This window comes from Cytobacillus gottheilii (assembly GCF_900166665.1).
GTDB classification, from domain to species: domain Bacteria; phylum Bacillota; class Bacilli; order Bacillales; family Cytobacillaceae; genus Cytobacillus; species Cytobacillus gottheilii_A.
The window spans coordinates 3,809,729-3,827,017 of sequence record NZ_LT800494.1 but is presented as its reverse complement, the minus strand read 5'-3'; the positions used below and the strand labels follow the sequence as shown (position 1 = coordinate 3,827,017).

The following is a 17,289-nucleotide window of genomic DNA, read 5'->3' as shown; positions in this document are numbered from 1 at the left end:
GTAAAATCACTTATAAACTGCTTAAATGACGGAGAAATTCCGTCTATCTATCCGAAAAACGTACAAATGAGTGATTTTATTCAACATAACCGGAAATTTTCCGCTTATTTCGTCCGAAAATAGTTCAATTTTGAAAATAAGGGGTCAAATCTCCGCTTATTTTTTCACTGGTTCCTTCATATTGAAGGCCAAAAGAAAAAGTCAGATAAGTATACATCTTGATCACAAAAAACAACAATGGTCCAGAGAAGAGCCACGGTATATATGCGATCCTGCGGCCTCTAAATGCACAAAAATACACAGTGATTTTTGTGTAAATGTCCGATGATTTCACCGTTGCTCAGTTGTATCATTAAATTGTAAGTTATTTCAAATAGTAGGCAGCCAGTAGTTTTACTCTAATATATATTGGTTATTTATGTGAAAAAAATCACAAACTCTCGTCGTAGTTAAAACAAGAAGTCCGGAGTGAAAAATAAAGAAATAAAAAGTGAGGGATTACAAATGGCCATTCCGCAAAAAAAGCTAGAAGTAGTTGAAAAAACTCCGCCCAAAGGATTTTATAATAAAAACAAAAAATTCATTCTGCTATCACTTTGCGTCACGATTGGCGCAACTATTTGGATTTATCCGGCGCCAAGTGGTTTTAGTGAGGCATCATGGCATCTATTCGCCATTTTTGCCAGTACAGCAATGGGATTTATGCTGCAGCCGGTGCCTAATGGAGTAGTCGCCGTTCTTGCTTTAGTGATGACCGTTGCAACAGGTATACTAGAAATCAATCAAGCATTGAGCGGATTTTCTGCAAGTGTTATTTGGCTAATTGTATCAGCATTTATCTTCTCAGTAGGCTTAATTAAAACAGGATTAGGTGAGAGGGTCGCGTACTTATTAATGAAAAAGTTTGGGAGCAATTCACTAAGATTAGGCTATTCGCTCTCTTTCGGTGATCTTCTATTAAGTTTATTTATTCCTTCTAACACAGCGAGATCTGGAGGTATAATGTTCCCGATTATCAGAAGTATCTCTGAGGTAACTGGCTCTACGCCAGATAAACGCCCAAGAAAGATTGGGGCTTACCTGATTCAAACGGTTATGCAGACAGAAAACATCACGAGCGGTTTAACGTTAACCGGCATGGCTGGAAACCTGATCATTATTGCATTTATATCACAGATTGCAAATGTGGAGATCAGCTGGATTGGCTGGTTCGTAGCTGCGATTGTTCCTTGCCTTATCTGTTTGCTGTTCATTCCTTGGATTGTTTATAAGTTATATCCCCCTGAAATGAAAGAGACACCAGAAGCAAAAGTCCTTGCAGAAAAAGCGCTGGCTAAACTTGGCCCGATGAAGTGGCAGGAAAAAGTTTTAGGAATAATATTAATTTTAACGATTACAGGCTGGGCAACAACAAATCTGACGAATATTGACGCAACTACAATAGGGTTGGCAGCCGTATGTGCCATGCTGATTTCAAATGTGATTAACTGGAAGGATGTTACGAATCAAAGTAATGCCTGGGATACACTGATTTGGATGGGCGGGATGTATAGCTTAGCTGATAATTTAGCTAAATTAGAGTTCTTTGATTCTTTTGCCAACAATGTGGGAGGTGCTCTGGAAGGAGTTTCATGGGTGCCAGCTCTAATCCTGCTAGTGCTGATTTATGTGTTTTCCACTTATGCATTTGCCAGCGGAACAGCTCATATTTTAGCTATGTATCCCATTATGTTAGGTCTTGCTATTGGGCTGGGTGCTCCTCCTTATTTGGCAAGTTTGGTCCTTGCTTTTTCATCGGCAATCTTTCAATCAATGACTCACTATTCATCTGGACCAGCAGCCGTTTTCTTTGCTGGAGGATTTGTTGAACAGAAAATATGGTGGAAGCTAGGCTTGCAGCTTGTCTGCCTGTATTTAATCGTATTTGGGCTAGTCGGCTCTTTCTGGTGGAAAGTATTAGGGCTTTGGTAACTCGTTGTTCACTGGTCCCTTATGAGGGACTTTTTTTATTTTTTTCAATAAAACTTTGCGGCTTTTTGTAAAATGGCAGATAGGGTGAAACTCTTTAAATAAGATATTTCCATTCAGAAACTTTGTATTTGCACAAAAATATAAAGTAATCCTTGTTCCTTTGACCGATGATTTCTATGTTATGCACATATACAATGAACTTGTAAAGAATAACCAACGCTTAAACAATATTGTGAATGAAATCACAAACTTGTTCGATCTCTATAATAAGTCATCAAAAGAAATACTCCTGATTGATCTTCATCAGGTTCTAATTTTTAGAAAGTTTGTGAATGATGTCACAAAAACTACTATTATTACACATGGCAGCTTAATTTAAAGATGACATTTCTAGTCTCTTAATCATGTGAATTTTAGTAACTGAAACCATGAATATGGAGGTGAGCGGGAGAGAGGAAGCAAGGTGGATTTTTCCTAAATCAATCTTTTTAGAAAGCAGAAGCATTCAAAAAATTGGAAGGGAAGTGGCCATATGTCACGCAGAATCGTGTTAAATACGTTAGCTTACAAGCAAGTTTTTTCACAGTATCCAACCCTTACTCAACTCGACGTACTCCAAGAAATTAAAGCAGCAGGTTATCAGGATGTTGAAATCCGCAGAGAATATGTAAAAGCAGGCGAAGAAGAGATTAAAAGAATTGCAGTGACTGCAGAAGAGCAAAACCTAAATCTTTACTATTCAGTCCCGGATGAACTATTTAAAGACTCAGAATTGAATCCTGTCTTAGAGACGTATTTTAAAGAAGCTGCCTTATTGAACTCATCGCAAGTCAAACTCAACCTTGGAAAGCTCCATACATTTCTGCCAGAACAAGCACAGCAGCTAATACAGGTAATCAATACGTATCCTGCGATCAGGCTGTTAATTGAGAATGATCAAAATCAAGAAAAAAGTAATTCTCCTAGACTTAAAACTTTTATGGAACAGGCAAAGGAATTGAATGTACCAATTGGATTAACCTTTGATATTGGAAACTTTCATGTCATTCAAGAGGACGTATTTGAAAGCGTAAACAATCTGCTTCCTTATGTAGCGTATGTTCATATCAAAAATGCGAAGAAGACAGAAACAGGCTATGAATCTACTGATATTGCATCAGGAGATATAAATATTGAAAGTATATTAAAACTCTTCCCGCCGACCATTCTCTGCGGAATCGAATACTCTTGCGGAGGAAAAGAAGAGATACAGAAAAAAATGGAATATGAAAGAAACCTAATCTTAGAGATGGCTGCACAGGAATCCCTTTAAAATCACACCAATAATAATGAGGAGGCAAAACTGATGAACTATAAAGTACTAATTCCACAAGATATTGCTCAAGAAGGAAAAGATTTTTTACTGGAAAAAGGCTATGAGGTGAAGGTTGGATCTGGAACGGATGAGGCTACGGTGATAGCAGAAGGTAAGGACGCAGATGCGGTCTTGTTAAGAACCTCTGTCGTTGACCGGAAAATTTTAGAATCGCTGCCAAATGTCAAAATTGTGGCAAGGCATGGCGTAGGGTTTGATAACGTGGACATTCAGGCTGCAGCTGATTTAGGCATTTGGGTAACGAACACGCCTTTATCTAATGCAAAAACCGTTGCAGAGACTACATTTGCCCTTATCCTTACAGCCGCCAAAAATATTATCGATGTAAGCCAAAAAATGCGAGAAGGAGATTTCTTTTATAAAAATCAGCATAAAGGAATGGATTTAGAAGGAAAAAAATTAGGGATTCTTGGATTTGGAAGGATCGGCAAGATGGTTGCTAAACAAGCGGATGCCTTTGATATGGAAGTGTTGGTTTATGATCCGTTTGTTTCATCCAGTGTGGAAGGATTCCCAAATATTAAAATTGTCGATCGAGAAGAACTATTTAAGCAAGCGGACATTGTTACACTGCATCTCCCTTCAACGGATGAAACAAAGAATAGTATCGGCGAAACAGAATTCAGTTTAATGAGAGAATCAGCTTTCTTTATTAACCTTGCAAGAGGAGAAATTGTGAATGAGCCTGAGCTGATCAGCGCATTGCAGAATAAGCAAATCAGAGGTGCCGTTTTAGATGTCTTTTCCCAAGAACCGCTGCCGATGGATCATCCATTATTTGATTTAGAAAATGTCATCCTTACTCCTCATATTGCTTCTAATACAGAAGAATGTATGGCAAGAATGGCCTTGCATGCAGCGATGGAGATAGACAGAGTACTATCAGGACAAAAACCGAGCTGGCCTGTAAATTCACCGCAACAATTGTAGTCGTCACGGGAGTTGAATCTATAGGAAGTGAGGGATTTCAATGGCTTTGCCACAGCAAAAACCTAATGTAGAAGAACAGAAGAAGCCAGATGGTTTTTTTAAGACATACAAACGCTTTATTTATCTCGCAATTTGTTTTCTCATTGGTGCAGCAATTTGGTTCTATCCTACTCCTGCAGGTTTTAGTGAAGATGCTTGGCATTTATTTGCGATTTTCTTTGCAACGGTAGTAGGATTTATATTACAGCCCGTACCAACTGGTGCTGTAACCTTCATTGCTATCGTCATATCAGTTATTACAGGAATATTAAACATTGGGCAGGCAATCAGTGGGTTTGCTGCCAGTGTTATCTGGTTAATTGTTGCCGCTTTCATTTTTTCTGCCGGCTTACTAAAAACAGGATTGGGTGAAAGAATAGCCTACCTATTAATGGGGAGATTCGGAAAAACTTCATTGAGTTTAGGGTATTCACTCTCCCTTGGAGATCTTGTATTAAGTTTATTTATACCTTCCAATACTGCACGATCTGGTGGAATCATGTATCCAATCGTTAGAAGTATCTCGGAGGTTTCGGGGTCCACTCCCGATCATAAGCCAAGGAAAATCGGCGCTTACCTAATCCAAACGGTCGTACAAACAGAGAATATAACGAGTGGTTTAACCCTGACAGGGATGGCTGGAAATCTTATGATTATCGGGTTTATTTCTCAGATCGCCAATATTGAAATGACATGGATTGGCTGGTTAGCCGCATCCATCGTCCCATGTGTTATCTGTCTAGTAATGATCCCATGGCTGGTTTACAAGCTCTATCCACCTGAAATGAAAGAGACGCCGCAAGCAAAGATCATTGCAGATGAAGCGCTTGCTAAGCTAGGACCCATGAAAAAGGAAGAAAAGGTATTAGGGATCATCCTTCTTCTTACCATTATTGGCTGGGCAACTACAACAATTACAGGGATTGACGCCACAACCGTAGGCTTAACTGCGGTATGTGCGATGTTGATCACTAGTGTCATTAATTGGAAGGATGTTACGAGTCAGACTAGTGCTTGGGATACAATGATTTGGATGGGCGGAATGTACGGAATAGCTGATAATTTGGCTAAGTTAGAATTTTTTGATGCATTCGCTGTTACTGTTTCCAGTACTCTTGATGGAATTTCATGGATTATAGGCATGATCATTTTATTTCCGCTATATGCTTTTTCAGCCTATGCTTTTGCAAGTGGAACAACTCATATATTAACAATGTATCCTATTTTCTTAGGATTGGCGATCGGAATAGGAGCACCACCGTACCTAGCAGGCTTAGTATTTGCATTTGCTTCAGCTGTTAATCAGACAATGACACACTATGCCTCTGGACCAGCAGCTGTTTTCTTTGCAGGAGGATATGTTGAGCAAAGGACCTGGTGGAAAATTGGATTTCAATTGTTAGTATTTTATATTGTTGTCTTTGGGGTAGTTGGTTCAGCATGGTGGAAATTGATTGGTCTTTGGTAGAAATATATTCACGGGCCCTATTTAGGGGTCTTTTTTTCAACCATAAATGATAAATGTGCAACGCAAAGCCGAAGAGAATTCAATATCCATTGTTCTTGTTTCTGGTTATGCTCCTGTCGGAGGAGAAAGTTATACCCTGATATTTATATTGCAGATTAAGAAAACATCATTTACATATGGAAAATAAGTATAAATAATAACCGAGATTTTTCTCTTTACATACCCTTTAGGGGTATGTTATTCTGAGTATAAGTTAGGAGGGATTAGTATTGGAGAATTCATGTTGTGATACTGGTCATATAATCTCTGACCGAAGAAGTCATCATTCTGAAGAGGTTAAAAAGAATCTAACCTCCCGCTTAAATCGCATTGAAGGTCAGATACGAGGCATCAAAGGCATGATTGAGAAGGATGTTTACTGTGATGATGTTATTACACAGCTAGCTGCGACTCAATCAGCGCTAAACAGTGTGGCCAAAATTTTACTAGAAGGCCATTTAAAAGGTTGTGTGGTCGACCGTCTTTCAGAAGGTGACCTGGACGTATTAGATGAATTTGTAGTAACTGTTCAAAAATTGATGAAAAAGTAAATATATTTTTTAGGTTTTGTATACCCCTATAGTGTATATAGTATAAATATAACATCATGTTAAGGAGAGAATAATTATGAAAAATGTAACGTTAAATGTACAAGGAATGTCATGTGGACATTGTGTAAAAGCAGTAGAAGGCAGTGTTGGTGAATTAACAGGTGTTGAACAAGTAACTGTAAAATTAGATGATGCGCAAGTAGAAGTTATTTATAATGAATCACAAGTTTCTCTTGAAAAAATCAAAGAGACGATTGATGATCAAGGATATGACGTAGAATAATAAGAGTGCTTCTATAGCACTCTCTCATTTTAATGAAAATATACCCCTGTTAGGTATGTGAGGTGAAAGGTATGAGCTCTCTAGCCAATGAAGCAAAAGAAGCTAATATACAAATTACAGGTATGACATGTGCAGCATGTGCGACCCGTATTGAAAAAGGTTTAAACAAAATGGAGGGTGTACAGTCTGCAAACGTCAACTTAGCACTCGAAAAGTCCTCCATTAAATACGATCCAACAAAATTAAGTGAAGCAGATTTTGAGAAAAAAATAGCAGCACTTGGCTATGGTGTTGTAAAAGAAAAAGCAGAATTCGAAATTACAGGCATGACCTGTGCAGCATGTTCATCCAGGATTGAAAAAGGGCTAAATAAAATGGCGGGCATTGCCTCAGCAAATGTCAATTTAGCACTTGAAAAAGCTACGGTCGAATTTAACCCATCTGAGGTAAGCATTGGAGACATTATTGGAAAAGTGGAGAAACTGGGTTACGGTGCACACCAAAAGAAAGATGACAGGAAAGAACAAGTGGATCATCGGGAACAGGCAATTAAGAATCAGCAGAGTAAATTCATTATATCTGCCATTCTATCACTGCCGCTTCTATGGACGATGTTTGCTCATTTTTCATTCACATCTTTCATGTATGTACCTGATCTATTGATGAACCCATGGTTCCAAATGCTATTAGCAACACCAGTTCAATTTATTATTGGTAAGCAATTTTACGTTGGTGCTTATAAAGCACTTCGAAATGGTAGCGCCAATATGGATGTTCTTGTCGTAATGGGTACATCAGCCGCTTACTTCTATAGTGTCTATCAGGCGATTGTTTCGGTTGGAGAACATCATGGTCCGCATCTTTATTTTGAAACAAGTGCAGTGTTAATCACACTCATTCTTTTAGGAAAATTATTCGAAGCAAAAGCAAAGGGACGATCATCTGAAGCGATTAAAAAACTAATGGGACTTCAAGCAAAAACAGCGATCGTTTTACGTGATGGAGAAGAAAAAGAAGTACCTTTAGAAGAAGTTGTGATTGGTGATACCATTTTAGTAAAGCCTGGCGAAAAAATCCCGGTCGATGGTGAAGTTTTAGAAGGAACAACAGCTGTAGATGAATCCATGCTGACAGGTGAAAGCCTGCCAGTTGATAAAAAGACAGGCGATGTTTTATATGGCTCTACTATTAATAAAAATGGTTTCATTAAAATGACAGCAACAAAAGTGGGCCGAGATACAGCACTAGCGCAAATTATCAAGGTTGTCGAAGATGCACAAGGTTCAAAAGCGCCGATTCAGCGTCTTGCTGACCAAATCTCAGGCATATTTGTTCCGATCGTAGTAGGGATTGCCATTTTGACATTTCTTGTTTGGATTATTTGGGTCCAGCCTGGAGAGTTTACGCCAGCATTGGAAGTATTAATTGCCGTGCTCGTTATTGCATGTCCATGTGCACTCGGTTTAGCAACACCAACGTCTATTATGGCAGGAAGCGGACGTGCAGCTGAATTCGGGATCCTGTTTAAAGGTGGAGAACATCTGGAGCAAACGCAAGGTATTGATACTGTTGTGGTTGACAAAACAGGTACTGTTACACACGGAAAACCCGTTTTAACGGATGTTTTAACAGCGGAAGGCCAGGATGAAGAACAATTTTTATCTTATATTGGTGCAGCTGAAAAACAATCTGAGCATCCATTAGCAGAAGCGATTGTACAGGGAATTCAGGAAAAGGGCATAGAACTTGGAGATGTTCAGTATTTTGAAGCCATTCCTGGTTATGGTGTGCAAGCAACGATTTCAGGTCAAGCTGTAATCGTTGGTACTCGGAAGCTAATGCAGCAATATGGCGTTGATGTTCAGGAAGTTCTATCAACAATGGAACAGTTAGAAAGCGACGGTAAAACAGCGATGCTTGCAGCCATTAATGGCCAGTACGCAGGAATTGTAGCTGTTGCAGATACAATCAAAGATACTTCGCGCAATGCTATTCGCCGCTTACAGGAAATGGGCATCAATGTCATCATGATGACAGGTGATAATCAGCGTACAGCAGATGCGATCGGGAAAGAAGTTGGCGTCAATTCAGTGATCGCTGAAGTTCTTCCTGAAGGCAAGGCAGAAGAAGTGAAAAAACTGCAGGAGCAAGGAAAGAAAGTAGCGATGGTTGGAGATGGAATCAATGACGCACCAGCTCTTGCGACAGCAGATGTGGGAATGGCGATTGGCACCGGTACGGATGTAGCGATGGAAGCTGCTGATATCACACTTATTCGCGGTGACCTAAATAGTATTGCGGAAGCGATTCTCATGAGCCGCAAAACAATGCGCAATATTAAACAAAACCTATTCTGGGCATTTGCCTACAACACAATCGGAATTCCTATTGCCGCAATCGGCTTGCTTGCACCGTGGGTGGCAGGAGCAGCTATGGCATTCAGCTCTGTATCTGTTGTGTTAAATGCTTTGAGATTACAGAGAGTTAAACTATAAAAACAAATGAAGAGTAAACTGCCTAATCGCAGTTTACTCTTTCATTCATAAAGGGGAGAGGGAGAATGCAAGAAACACAGAAAAAAGTAAAGCTGGCGATAAACGGAGGAATAACGTTTGGAGCCAAACTCAATGCTAAACAGCTTGTGGCCATTTCAGAATACATGAATGATGAAGATGAACTGGAGTTAACCACCTTTCAGCAGCTTTACATAGAGGTTCAAGAAAGCAAGGTTGAAGAAGTTATGGAAAAGCTTCAGGAGGTTGGATTGTCCTGTTACCCGGTTGGAAACTATGTAAAAAGCTTAAGAACATGCAACTTTTGTAAAGGTTCAGAAGAAGAAGGCATGCCTGTAGCCATTGAGTTAAATAACCGCATTGCAGGAAAGCCGGTTCCGTTTACTCTTCGTCCAGCTTACACAGGATGTCCGGTTGGATGCGGAGAACCGCTTGTAAATGATATTGGCGTCATGAAAATTAAGGATATGTATCATTTATATCTTGGTGGAAAAGCAAAAGGAAAAGATGCGCATGTGGGTACTTTATTCATGGAGAATTTAACACCAGATATTCTTTATAAAGCAGTTGAGAACATACTCGATATCTATGCTGAACATGGGAAGAAGAGAGAGCCATTCTTCAAGTTTCTGAATCGATTTGGGCTTGAAAATTTAAGAAATCTCGTCGCACTATAACAATCGACCAATCATGAAATTTTTGCTATTCTTAAAGTGAGTAAGCCAAAAGCTTTCCAATTTTAACAACAACTTAAAACGCAGAGAAATGAGATCGATTGTATGAGAAGAATAGAGTTCCTGCACTGGGTTTTAGAGATTGATGTAGACAAAACAAAAGAATTTTATAAGCAAGAACAAGAGATTTGTATATGCTTGGACTGTGAAAATTTTAGAAATGCGTGTAAATATTTGAACAGTTCTGTGATGGAGCTGTTTTTACAATTAGGCATTGATCCATTGAAACCAAGTCATTTATCTGAATTTGAAGCAGTGGAGAATGGTAAACGATTATATATAGGGAATTACCATCTCACAGGTAAAGTTTTGAAAGGACCCTTTTGCACAAGTTCGACCTGGAATGCTGAAAATACAGCCACACTTGGAGATACAACAATTGGATTTGAAATGGATCTTTTAGATATTCCCGATCATCTTTCGTCTCCCGTATTACAAATAGGCTTTGAAGTGAAGCTGCCTTGGGTTTTAAAGGATATTTCTGAGCAGGATGAATAGTTTTACAATATAAAAGAAATGGAGCCAGTATAATGAAGCCTAAAATGAGTAAAAAGGAACTTGCCCATAAAGATGACATTTGGAATGCAGTAATCTCTGCTTTAACTGAATATGACTATTCTGCAGACAACAAAACAGCAAAAGAAGCTTTTACGGTATTTCAATACTACTCCGAAATGGAAAGCGGAGGGCATGAAATTTTATTTAATTGGACTTCCGATTATATAAAAGAAGTAGGAATTCAAGCATATGTACAAGAATTAATAGAGAGTCTCGAGAAAATAAATGCCCATGATTATGCTGCGGTCATTCAAAAATACGGGGAGCAAATGTGGAAGCTGCATATCTCCTTAGAAAATGGTGAAGTAGAAGAAACTGTATACTATGAGGTTATTGAAAAAGCTGATGCAGAATATTACAGTTTGGACGATCAATTAGCTGGATTATTAGAAGCGTATTTTGAGGAGATTTATGAAGAATTGATTGATGTGGTGGAGGATTGAGTGTTTTTTTAGGAAGGAAAGTAAGGATAGGATGGAACAATCTAAAATGCCCATCCCTAAATACGAAATATTTGCTTTCAAAACAAGCCCGTTTCCATTGCGCTGCGGACACTCGCTTTCCGCGGGGAGGAAGCTGAGCTTCTTCGACAAGCGAGGTCTCACCCTTTGCTCTACTTCCCACAGGATCGATTGTCCTCCGCTTCATTTCACTCAGATTTAAAATCGTATTTTATTCAAGACTTAAATCTAATCATTAAAAATGCAAGTATCAGTCTACTGATCATGCTTATAATCGACTCGTTCAGTTAGTGAAAATTCCCCTAATAAAGCCGACTACTCAATTAGTTCCTTGAATTTCTCTATAACATCTCTTTTCAAAATTTCCTCTTGATAAAAATGATTTACATATACGGTTAGGATCATTTCGTTCTCTTCTTCTATTTCAATTTTGCTAAGAACAGTGTTAATGATGTCTGCAAATTCTTGAGGGCCACGATACATCGTGTTCCATGCACGCACTTGTAATTCCAAATCATCACTTAAAGCGGCATCCTCCAATTCGTCTTCTGGTACAGGCTCATTTTGCTGTTCATATGGATTCTCATATGTATCGGTGTAGATAAACCGCAGGGGGGTGTAATGGTCGATATCATATGTAAACTGTCCTTTCGGAGTGGTAATAAGAATTTCATCATCGGTCATTTCCAATGATCCATTATCAATATGCAGTTGATTTGAATTCATTTTTATTTCAATCTCAGCATCAGGTGTAAAAAGCCAATAGCGGTGATCAGGATTCAGCTCTGAAACGTATTCTTCAAGAGATGTGGATTCAAACTGATCTTCATCATATAGTAGAGAATATTGCTTTGGGCGATAGAAACTTCTGGCATCGACTTCCTTCATCGTAATGGTCCATTGTGATTCTGGACAATCAAATAAAACGCGAAAAGCAAAGCCATCCTCAGTTTTCTGAAGTTCATCATAGATAAAGTATTGCCCAGCCTCGAGCGGCACATCTGTTTCTTCTGACGTAACTCCTTTTAACATTAAATGAACATATGCTTTAGTAGAAAAGCCGCCTTCTGTATTGATATAAATATGGAGAGTATCATTTTCTCTTATGATGCGTTCGATTCTTCCATCATGAAAGCTCTCATTAAACACTTCCTGAGCTGCAGCTGATAAAAAAGGAATCGCATGCTCCGTACTCGCACCTGCAGCTTCTAATATCTGTTCAAATTCCTGATCACCGTCACGCATCCACTGTAAATAATCTTCTCGAACAGCTTTCGGAAGGCTAGGATGATTTAAAGTATTATTATCTAAATACGGAATAAAACGGCTTGGCAGCACCTGATGAAGCTGTTCCCAAACTTCATCGAGATCTTCTTTTAACGAGGCGAGAAGATCCTCGCCTTCTTCCTCTGCTTCTCTTATAGAAATCTCCCAGTCTTCATCACTCTCGTGAATAGGCAGAAGATTTGTCTGAGCAAACTTTGATTGTGCTTCTCTAGTTAAATGCCACATTAGGATCACCTCTCTAAAGTATTGGTAAATTTAGTATACTATAAGATTTTGATAAATGGGACGGGCACTGTTTGCAATATATAAAAGGTGAGGAAGAGACTTAATAGGAAATCTTTGAAATTTGATAGGAAGACAAAAGAGTTTAATAGGAAAGCCATCGAGTTTGATAGGAAACTTAAAGATTTGGATAGGAAACTCAAAATTTTTGATAGGAAAGCTATTATACAATGGGAAATCAATCAACTTTACCAGCATTCGAGTTAAAATCCTCCCACTTCTAAAGAAAATCAAACAAGTATACAGGAACAGCATTCATTCATAGGCCTGCTGTTTGATTTTCTTAACCTAAACCAGCAATCTTTCAAACTTTTATAAAAATTTCAAACCCAACCTTCAATTTCCAATTCAATAAATGATAAAATAGGAGTAATTTACAATAATAGTAGGTGGGATAGGTTTGAAGGAGTTAATAGAGAAGATTACTGCGTTTAGAGATGAACGCGGCTGGTCGCCTTATCATAATGAAAAAGATCTCGCAATTTCCATTGCGCTTGAGGCGAATGAACTATTAGAGAATTTCCAATGGAGAAGCAGTGAGGAAGCTGTTGCTGAAAATAAACAAAATATAAAAGAAGAAATGGCGGATGTATTCATTTATCTTTTACAATTGGCTGAAAAGATGGAAGTGGATTTAATAGAAGAAGCATCCAAGAAAATGGAGAAAAATGCAATCAAGTACCCAGTTAGATAAGAAAAAGACAGGATACAGGGGGAAATACATTCATGATCCCAGCAAAAACGGATAAGGTGCAGGTCAGCAATATGAATGAAAGCAGTCTGATTAAAACACTCTCCTGGTTTGAAAAGCAGAGTCAATCGCTATTCAATATTGCCCAATGCTATTTCACAGACCATCAGAAAATAGAAGAAGTATTTTATCAATCCATTTTAAAAGTAGATAAGGAATCATCGCGATTCAAGAGAGAAACCTCATATGAAGGCTGGGTTACCTTCAACTTTATACATAAATGCCAGGAGTTAGCTGGTGAAGGAAATTCAGTGAAACCAGAGGGAGCAGAAAAGCTCATCACTGCCATTCATCATTTGAAAAGGCAAGAAAAAGCAGCGATCCTTCTTACTTATTTAAAGGGAATATCATACGATGAAACGGCAGTTCTGCTGCAAGTGAACGTGGATCGGTTAAAAACCCTTTTGGCTTCAGGTATCAAATCCATAAGAGAGACAATAGGTGAGGGACCAGAATTTCAAGGCTGCCAGGAATTTATTCCGCACTATCTTACCTATTTGGACCGGGACATGGAGCGATCCGAAAAGGTTGATTTTGAGATTCATTTATATCATTGTCAAAACTGCCAAGAGGATTTAGCAACCTTTCAGGATGTTATGATAATGCTTGCTGACCTGCCCCAAAAACACATGCCTCCTCCTGCTGCCATATGGAGAAAGATCGAAGAGAGAATTGAAGAGACAGAAAAACAAAGACAGCAGAAGAGAAAGAAACGGAAAAAAATAGGCCTTATTACAGCAAGTATTTTTACAGTGATTATTGCAATAGGATTTATTACAGGTATTTTTGCTTCTACTTATTATGCCCTGGCAGAGGATGATCCTGAGCTGCGCTATTATCTGCAGGAAAACTTAGGAGAAAGGCTGAACCTTGTAGCAGAAGATAATGGTGTTAAAATCACGATCAAAAGCGCCATTGCCGATGAGTTTCAAACACTTGTTTATTATGAGATTGAAGATTTGGAAGAAGAGAATCAGTATGCCTTGCTTTATGATGACGGAGTCTTTGTAGAAAACGAATTTCAGAGTTTGAGCGGAAGTATTTATCCGCGCTACTATCCTCCAGATGCTGAATCAGATTTAAATAAACAGGAAAAAAATGTATATCATGGGAAGCTCAGTTTGCGTCCGCTCATCAAAGATAGTGCAACTCTCAATGTCAGTGTGAGAAAACTTCATAGGCTGACTGCAGACGGAATGATCAACTATGAACATATAAACACTGAAAATGGGGAATGGAATTTTGAAATTCCATTAACGAAACTGCCATCCACTGAATTAGCCTTGGAGGGGAGTGCAGAAATTGACGGAGTAGAAGTTAGCTTTAATACATTGACAGCTGCACCAACTTCGACCGTGCTTCAATATACGGTAAATACTCAGTCCATGCAAAATATCTATACCTATAATATTGATCACTTAGAAGTTGATCAAACAATTATTAAGCCAGATATATATGGGTCTTACTATAATTCAACCCATAATGTTAATGGAACAATCACATTTCAAAGCTTGTTTGATCCTCTTTTAGGTGTGGAAGCAGCAGATATGAACATTCAATTAGGTTCTGTACATTTATCAGTTTCTGACCAATTAACCATTCCGCTGGATGCCATTGAGGGATATCCTTATACATTTGAATATGCAGGGAGTACCATCTCAGTTGACGATGTTAAAGTGGGTAACCCGACTGAAATTATCATAAGTCATCAGGAAAGTGTAAACAGAGTTTACGATAATTTACATTATCAAGTTGTAACAGAGTCGGATGCTGATTATACCTCAATGGATATGGAATCCGAGGGTGTAATTATTGATAAAGATGGAAAAGTGTATGATCCTTCTGATCTATCGATTCCATTTGAAGAGCTTAATCAACCTCGCCATATTAATACTGTGGAAAGAACGAAATATCACGGCGAAAATATTGTGCCTACAGCAATTGAACTGTATGGCTATGACTCTACCAAATACTTAGATGATATAGTGAAGGTTAAGATTAATCCTGCTGAATAATAAATTGAAGCCCGGATGTCGTAATGTTGAATTGCGAAATCAGGGTTTTTTACTTGGTCAAAAATGAGGATGTATTTGGTTAATGTGCAACTTAGCATCTGAAACATGCAACATAAGTGAAATGCTATTGAGGAAAATCATAAGCTGTTCTACACTTTAGAAAAATAAGGGAATGGAGGAACTGGTTTGAAGGTTACGATCGAATATGTTTCAACAGGAGATCAAGAAGTTTTGATCAGATGCAAGCATATGGATCCAACTATACAAAGCATCCTAGCTTGCATAAAACAGGCAGATGAAAAGATATTTGCTGTAAAAGAGCGGGAAACTTTTATACTGCATCCGGTAGATATATATTATGCAGAGGCTGTGGATCATAAGGTTTTTCTTTATACCAAAAGCGATGTCCTAGAATGTCAGGATTCACTATTCAATTTGGAAAAGAGCTTCCGTTACAGTGAGATTGTTCGGATCGGTAAATCCCAATTGGTCAATCTCATGCATATTGAAAAGCTAAAAAGCATCCTGCACAGCCGAATAGAAATTATGCTTACATCAGGTGATAAACTAATTGTTTCCCGTCATTATTCACAGGCTTTCAAAAACAGACTTGGTATAAACCCATAAGCGAAGGAGGGAACTAAAATGAAGAAATGGCAGGAGATTTTTCTATTTATGTATGAATCTAAAGCTACAGCAGGTATGTACTTTATGGCTTTTGTATTTTTCTACCTGGTGCTTGGAAGTATTGATCCTAGTGTACAAACCAAGCTGCAATTTTGGACCTGTATTCAAATATTTATTGCTTGTTTGTTCATCGGTTTAGGTCAGGGAATTATTTTGTCTAAAAGTGATTTGTCGATATGGAGACTAATCCTATGGAGCGGCTGGTCTCTTTTTATAACCATCTTTTTTACAGAAGTATATTCATGGTTTGCGGGGTATCCGAACTGGTATCGTTTTATCTTTTTCGGCGCTATTACTCTGTCATTTATCATTTTTGGGCTGGCCTTAAAATGGAAATTAAACCAGGAAACAAAAAAATTGAACATTGCTTTAAATCACTATAAGGAAAATATAGACAAAGTATGAAACTGTTTAATGTCTCAAACGTATATAAATTAAGGAGAATCAATTTATGGAAAGAGTTGTAGAAACAGTCTCAATAAATGGCCGTCAGCTGGAATATTCGATTTTGGGTGAGGGTGAACCCGTCTTGGTTATGCATGGGGGGCATTCAAACTGTAATGAAGAATTTGGATATGAAAATTTAAGAAATAATGGGTTTTTCATTATTACTCCCTCAAGGCCAGGGTATGGTCAAACCGTAAAAGAAATTGGCAAAAGTCTTGAGTCTGCTTGTGAACTTTACATGGAATTACTGAATCATTTAGAAATTGAAAAGGTCCATGTTATTGGAATATCGGCGGGCGGCCCGAGTGCAATATATTTTGCAGCCCATTTCCCTCAACACGTCAAAACCCTCACTTTACAATCAGCAGTCACAAAAGACTGGCTCACATCACAGGATTTAACGTATAAATTAGCACGTGTTATTTTTCATCCACGAATGGAAAAGGCTACCTGGGCATTACTCTCTAGGATGAATCAGCTCTTCCCATTATTTATTTTCAAGCAGATGTTTTCTTCCTTTAGCAGCTTAAGTTATCGGGAAGCAAAAGAGAAAATTGCTACAAATGATATTGAAGAAGTTAGAAAAATGAACAACCGACAAAGATCCGGTCATGGCTTTTTAATTGATTTGAAACAAGTAAACGAACTGCCGGATAATGTGTTTGAAAAAGTACTTTGTCCGACTTTTATTTTGCATAGTGCATTTGATGGCTCTGTTCCATTGGAGCATGCCTATTATGCAGCTGAAAGAATTTTAGATGCAGAGGTTTATGTCTTGGACACTTGGGGCCATTTGATTTGGCTTGGGAAGGCAGCCAGTGATATGAATGAAGTTCTAATAAAGTTCCTTAATAAAAATTCATAATTTGAAAATGGAAATTATTTAACACTTGCTGAA

18 protein-coding genes are annotated in these 17,289 nt (G+C 38.3%); 17 read left to right on the top strand and 1 reads right to left on the bottom strand.

All coding sequences use genetic code 11. The annotated features are described in order from the left end of the window. The first annotated feature begins 468 nt into the window (after positions 1-468). From B7E07_RS18885 to B7E07_RS18840, 12 genes are all read left to right on the top strand, one after another. The gene (locus tag B7E07_RS18885) at positions 469-1,971 is read left to right on the top strand and encodes an anion permease (protein ID WP_080848374.1); all 1,503 of its coding nucleotides are present in this window, start codon (positions 469-471) and stop codon (positions 1,969-1,971) included. Between the two features lie 181 nt (positions 1,972-2,152). Further along, positions 2,153-2,350: a hypothetical protein gene (locus B7E07_RS23975; RefSeq protein WP_218970438.1), complete on the top strand. Its 198-nt coding sequence runs from the start codon at positions 2,153-2,155 to the stop codon at positions 2,348-2,350. A 153-nt stretch (positions 2,351-2,503) separates the two neighbouring features. Beyond that, positions 2,504-3,283, top strand: a complete 780-nt coding sequence (locus B7E07_RS18880) for a sugar phosphate isomerase/epimerase family protein (protein ID WP_080848373.1) — start codon at positions 2,504-2,506, stop codon at positions 3,281-3,283. Between the two features lie 33 nt (positions 3,284-3,316). Continuing rightward, positions 3,317-4,276 carry a hydroxyacid dehydrogenase gene (locus B7E07_RS18875; protein WP_080848372.1) on the top strand — a complete coding sequence of 320 codons (960 nt, stop codon included), beginning with the start codon at positions 3,317-3,319 and terminating at the stop codon, positions 4,274-4,276. A gap of 40 nt (positions 4,277-4,316) precedes the next feature. Continuing rightward, a complete protein-coding gene (locus tag B7E07_RS18870) occupies positions 4,317-5,783 on the top strand; it encodes a DASS family sodium-coupled anion symporter (protein ID WP_080848371.1) in 1,467 nt (488 codons plus the stop codon). 55 nt (positions 5,784-5,838) lie between these two features. Further along, positions 5,839-5,970, top strand: a complete 132-nt coding sequence (locus B7E07_RS24530; RefSeq protein WP_257391498.1) for a hypothetical protein — start codon at positions 5,839-5,841, stop codon at positions 5,968-5,970. Between the two features lie 82 nt (positions 5,971-6,052). Then, entirely contained in the window at positions 6,053-6,373 is a 321-nt protein-coding gene (locus tag B7E07_RS18865; protein ID WP_080848370.1) for a metal-sensitive transcriptional regulator, read from the top strand. A 76-nt stretch (positions 6,374-6,449) separates the two neighbouring features. Next, positions 6,450-6,656, top strand: a complete 207-nt coding sequence (gene copZ / locus B7E07_RS18860) for a copper chaperone CopZ (RefSeq protein WP_080848369.1) — start codon at positions 6,450-6,452, stop codon at positions 6,654-6,656. A 71-nt stretch (positions 6,657-6,727) separates the two neighbouring features. Then, positions 6,728-9,151 carry a heavy metal translocating P-type ATPase gene (locus B7E07_RS18855; protein WP_080848368.1) on the top strand — a complete coding sequence of 808 codons (2,424 nt, stop codon included), beginning with the start codon at positions 6,728-6,730 and terminating at the stop codon, positions 9,149-9,151. 65 nt (positions 9,152-9,216) lie between these two features. Further along, positions 9,217-9,846 carry an NAD(P)/FAD-dependent oxidoreductase gene (locus tag B7E07_RS18850; protein ID WP_080848367.1) on the top strand — a complete coding sequence of 210 codons (630 nt, stop codon included), beginning with the start codon at positions 9,217-9,219 and terminating at the stop codon, positions 9,844-9,846. A 102-nt stretch (positions 9,847-9,948) separates the two neighbouring features. Continuing rightward, positions 9,949-10,401, top strand: a complete 453-nt coding sequence (locus B7E07_RS18845) for a hypothetical protein (RefSeq protein ID WP_080848366.1) — start codon at positions 9,949-9,951, stop codon at positions 10,399-10,401. A 32-nt stretch (positions 10,402-10,433) separates the two neighbouring features. Next, positions 10,434-10,904 carry a DMP19 family protein gene (locus tag B7E07_RS18840; RefSeq protein WP_080848365.1) on the top strand — a complete coding sequence of 157 codons (471 nt, stop codon included), beginning with the start codon at positions 10,434-10,436 and terminating at the stop codon, positions 10,902-10,904. Between the two features lie 333 nt (positions 10,905-11,237). Here the strand turns inward: B7E07_RS18840 and B7E07_RS18835 are convergent, their stop codons facing one another. Beyond that, a complete protein-coding gene (locus tag B7E07_RS18835; RefSeq protein ID WP_080848364.1) occupies positions 11,238-12,434 on the bottom strand; it encodes a DUF4085 family protein in 1,197 nt (398 codons plus the stop codon). 457 nt (positions 12,435-12,891) lie between these two features. On the opposite strand from B7E07_RS18835, the gene B7E07_RS18825 reads away from it, so the two are divergent. The 5 genes from B7E07_RS18825 (at position 12,892) to B7E07_RS18805 (ending at position 17,256) form a co-directional block, all read left to right on the top strand. Then, positions 12,892-13,185, top strand: a complete 294-nt coding sequence (locus B7E07_RS18825; RefSeq protein WP_080848362.1) for a nucleotide pyrophosphohydrolase — start codon at positions 12,892-12,894, stop codon at positions 13,183-13,185. A gap of 32 nt (positions 13,186-13,217) precedes the next feature. Continuing rightward, positions 13,218-15,257: a DUF4179 domain-containing protein gene (locus tag B7E07_RS18820; RefSeq protein WP_080848361.1), complete on the top strand. Its 2,040-nt coding sequence runs from the start codon at positions 13,218-13,220 to the stop codon at positions 15,255-15,257. Between the two features lie 186 nt (positions 15,258-15,443). Beyond that, complete coding sequence (locus B7E07_RS18815; protein ID WP_080848360.1) at positions 15,444-15,884, top strand: LytTR family DNA-binding domain-containing protein; 441 nt, start codon at positions 15,444-15,446, stop codon at positions 15,882-15,884. An 18-nt stretch (positions 15,885-15,902) separates the two neighbouring features. Next, the gene (locus B7E07_RS18810; protein ID WP_080848359.1) at positions 15,903-16,349 is read left to right on the top strand and encodes a hypothetical protein; all 447 of its coding nucleotides are present in this window, start codon (positions 15,903-15,905) and stop codon (positions 16,347-16,349) included. A gap of 46 nt (positions 16,350-16,395) precedes the next feature. After that, on the top strand, positions 16,396-17,256 hold the full coding sequence (locus tag B7E07_RS18805; protein ID WP_080848358.1) for an alpha/beta fold hydrolase: 861 nt from the start codon (positions 16,396-16,398) through the stop codon (positions 17,254-17,256). Positions 17,257-17,289 lie beyond the last annotated feature (33 nt).